At 63.5% G+C, this 3,049-nt stretch carries 3 protein-coding genes; all 3 read right to left on the reverse strand.

Annotated elements, in window-relative coordinates; all coding sequences use genetic code 11:
- On the reverse strand, positions 1 to 1,229 hold a 1,229-nt coding region (gene hisD / locus AB4Z11_RS27920), incomplete at its 3' end, for a histidinol dehydrogenase (RefSeq protein ID WP_442029094.1).
- The gene (hisG, locus tag AB4Z11_RS27925; protein ID WP_442029095.1) at positions 1,226 to 1,903 is read right to left on the reverse strand and encodes an ATP phosphoribosyltransferase; all 678 of its coding nucleotides are present in this window, start codon (positions 1,901 to 1,903) and stop codon (positions 1,226 to 1,228) included. The genes hisG and hisD, both read right to left, overlap by 4 nt.
- A gap of 7 nt (positions 1,904 to 1,910) precedes the next feature.
- Positions 1,911 to 3,049 (reverse strand): UDP-N-acetylglucosamine 1-carboxyvinyltransferase (murA, locus tag AB4Z11_RS27930; RefSeq protein WP_442029096.1); only part of this gene is annotated, 1,139 nt, incomplete at its 5' end.

The following is a 3,049-nucleotide window of genomic DNA, read 5'->3' on the forward strand; positions in this document are numbered from 1 at the left end:
ACCTTGCCCAGCGTTTGCGCGCCGGCTTCGCTGACCTGGATCACGGACGAGCGCTTCTGGAAATCATAGACGCCCAGCGGCGACGAGAAGCGCGCGGTGCGCGACGTCGGCAGCACGTGGTTCGGGCCGCAGCAATAGTCGCCCAGCGATTCGGACGAGAAGCGGCCGAGGAACATGGCGCCCGCGTGGCGGATCTTGTCCGCCCACTGCTGCGGGTTCTCGGACGAGATTTCCAGGTGCTCGGCAGCGATGAAGTTGGCGATGGCACAGGCTTCGTCCATGTCGCGCACTTTCACCAGCGCGCCGCGGTCCTTCAGCGAAGTTTCGATGACGGCYTTGCGCGGCATGGTCGGCAGCAGCCTGGCGATGCTGGCTTCGACCTTGGCGATGTAGTCCGCATCAGGGCACAGCAGGATGGCTTGCGCCAGCTCRTCGTGCTCGGCCTGCGAGAACAGGTCCATCGCGACCCAGTCAGGATCGGTGCTGCCGTCGCACAGCACCAGGATTTCGGACGGACCGGCGATCATGTCGATGCCCACGGTGCCGAACACACGGCGCTTGGCGGAAGCGACAAAGGCATTGCCCGGACCGACGATCTTGTCCACGGCCTTGATCGTCTCGGTGCCGTAGGCCAGTGCCGCCACGGCCTGTGCGCCGCCGATGCCGATCACGCGCGTTACGCCCGCGATGGCAGCAGCCGCCAGCACCATCTGGTTCTTCACGCCATCCGGCGTCGGCACCACCATGATGATTTCCTGCACGCCCGCCACTTTTGCCGGCACGGCGTTCATCAGCACCGACGATGGGTAGGCAGCCTTGCCACCGGGGACGTAAATGCCCACGCGGTCCAGCGGCGTAATGCGCTGGCCGAGGATGGTGCCATCGGCTTCGGTGTAGGTGAAGCCTTGCAGTTCCTGCTTCTGGCGCTCGTGGAAGGCGCGCACGCGCTCCGCGGCGACCTGCAGTGCCGCGCGCTGCTTCTCCGGCAGCGAGGCCAGTGCCGCATCGAGTTCCGGCTGGGCGATATCGAAATCGGCCATGGACGCCGCGTTCATGCGGTCGAATTTATTGGTGTATTCGAGCACCGCTTCATCGCCGCGCGCACGCACGTCGGCGATGATCTTGCTGACCGCGCCTTCGATGGCGTCATCGGTTTCGGCTTCGAAGGCCAGCAGCGCATCCAGCGCTTCCTGGAAATCGTCTTGGGTGGAGTCGAGTTTGCGAATCATGGCCGGGTCGCGGAGGCGCGCTCAAAAGCTTCGATAATCGGTTGCAGGCGGGCGCGCTTCAGCTTCAGCGCGGCCTGGTTCACCACCAGGCGTGAAGAGATGTCCATGATCTCTTCCACTTCCACCAGGTTGTTGGCGCGCAGCGTGGAACCGGTGCTCACCAGGTCGACGATGGCGTCGGACAGGCCAACCAGCGGCGCCAGCTCCATCGAGCCGTACAGCTTGATCAGGTCGACGTGAACGCCTTTCTTGGCGAAGTGCTCGCGCGCCATTTGGGTGAACTTGGTGGCCACGCGCAGGCGCGCCCCCTGGCGCACTGCCGTCTCGTAATCGAAGCCCGCCTTTACCGCCACCGACATGCGGCACTGGGCGATGTTCAGGTCCACCGGCTGGTACAGGCCTTCGCCGCCGTGCTCATACAGCACGTCCTTGCCCGCCACGCCGAAATCGGCTGCGCCATGCTGCACATAGGTTGGCACGTCGGTGGCACGCACGATCAGGACGCGGATGTCCGGATCGTTCGTAGGCAGGATCAGTTTGCGGGATTTTTCCGGATTCTCGGACACGGTGATGCCTGCTGCCGCCAGCAGCGGCAAGGTGTCTTCGAAAATGCGGCCTTTCGACAGCGCCAGGATCAACCCGTTCGGGTTGGCCTGGCTGGTGGACGTGTTCATGATGTCTTTACTTGATTCGGGTGATATTGGCGCCAACGGCGGACAGTTTCACTTCCATGCGGTCATAGCCCCGGTCCAGGTGGTAGATGCGGTCGACCAGGGTTTCGCCCTTGGCTGCCAGGCCTGCGATCACCAGCGAAGCGGATGCGCGCAAGTCGGTTGCCATCACGGGAGCGCCGATCAGCTGGTCCACGCCTTCGATATAAGCCGTGTTGCCGTCGATGGAGATCCTGGAACCGAGTCGGTTCATCTCCTGCACGTGCATGAAGCGGTTTTCAAAAATGGTTTCGGTGACCTTGCTGCTGCCCTTGGCGATCAGGTTGACTGCCATGAACTGGGCCTGCATATCGGTCGGGAAACCAGGGTATTCGGTAGTACGGAAGGATACCGGATTCGGACGCTGGTCCATCTGGGCGCGAATCCACTTGTCGCCCACGGTCAGCTTGACGCCCATCTCGCGCAGCTTATCCAGCGCCACGTCGAAGATGTCGGTGCGGGTATTGCGGATGGTGATGTCGCCACCGGTGGCCGCCACGGCGCACAGGAAGGTCGCCGCCTCGATGCGGTCCGAAATCACTTCATGCTTCGCGCCGTTCAGCGCAGGCACGCCCTGGATCACCAGGCGGTCGGTGCCGATGCCTTCGATCTTCGCGCCCATGGCGACCAGCATGTTCGCCAGATCGGTCACTTCCGGTTCGCGGGCGGCGTTTTCCAGCACGGTTTCGCCTTCGGCCAGCGTAGCGGCCATCAGCAGGTTCTCGGTGCCGGTCACGGTGATCATGTCGGTGACGATGCGCGCGCCCTTCAGCTTCTTGCACTTGGCGTAGATGTAGCCGCCGTCGATGCTGATGTCGGCGCCCAGGGCCTGCAGACCCTTGATGTGCTGATCCACCGGACGCGAGCCGATGGCGCAGCCGCCCGGCAGGGAAACCTTGGCTTCGCCGAAGCGCGCCAGCAGGGGACCCAGCACCAGGATGGAGGCGCGCATGGTTTTCACCAGCTCATAYGGCGCTTCGTATTTGTCGATCTTGGAACCGTTCAGCACGACCTTGTCGCCGTTCTGTTCGACGGACAGGCCGGTCTGGCGCAGCAGCTTGAGCATGGTGGCCACATCGTGCAGGTTCGGCACGTTGGACAGTTCCAGGT

Origin of the sequence: Pseudoduganella sp. RAF53_2, assembly GCF_052113985.1 — a bacterium.
GTDB lineage: Bacteria > Pseudomonadota > Gammaproteobacteria > Burkholderiales > Burkholderiaceae_D > Rugamonas.

Excerpts from the sequence above, each read along its gene's own strand:
- hisG (WP_442029095.1), bottom strand. The coding sequence starts at position 1,903 with ATGAACACGTCCACCAGCCAGGCCAACCCGAACGGGTTGATCCTGGCG.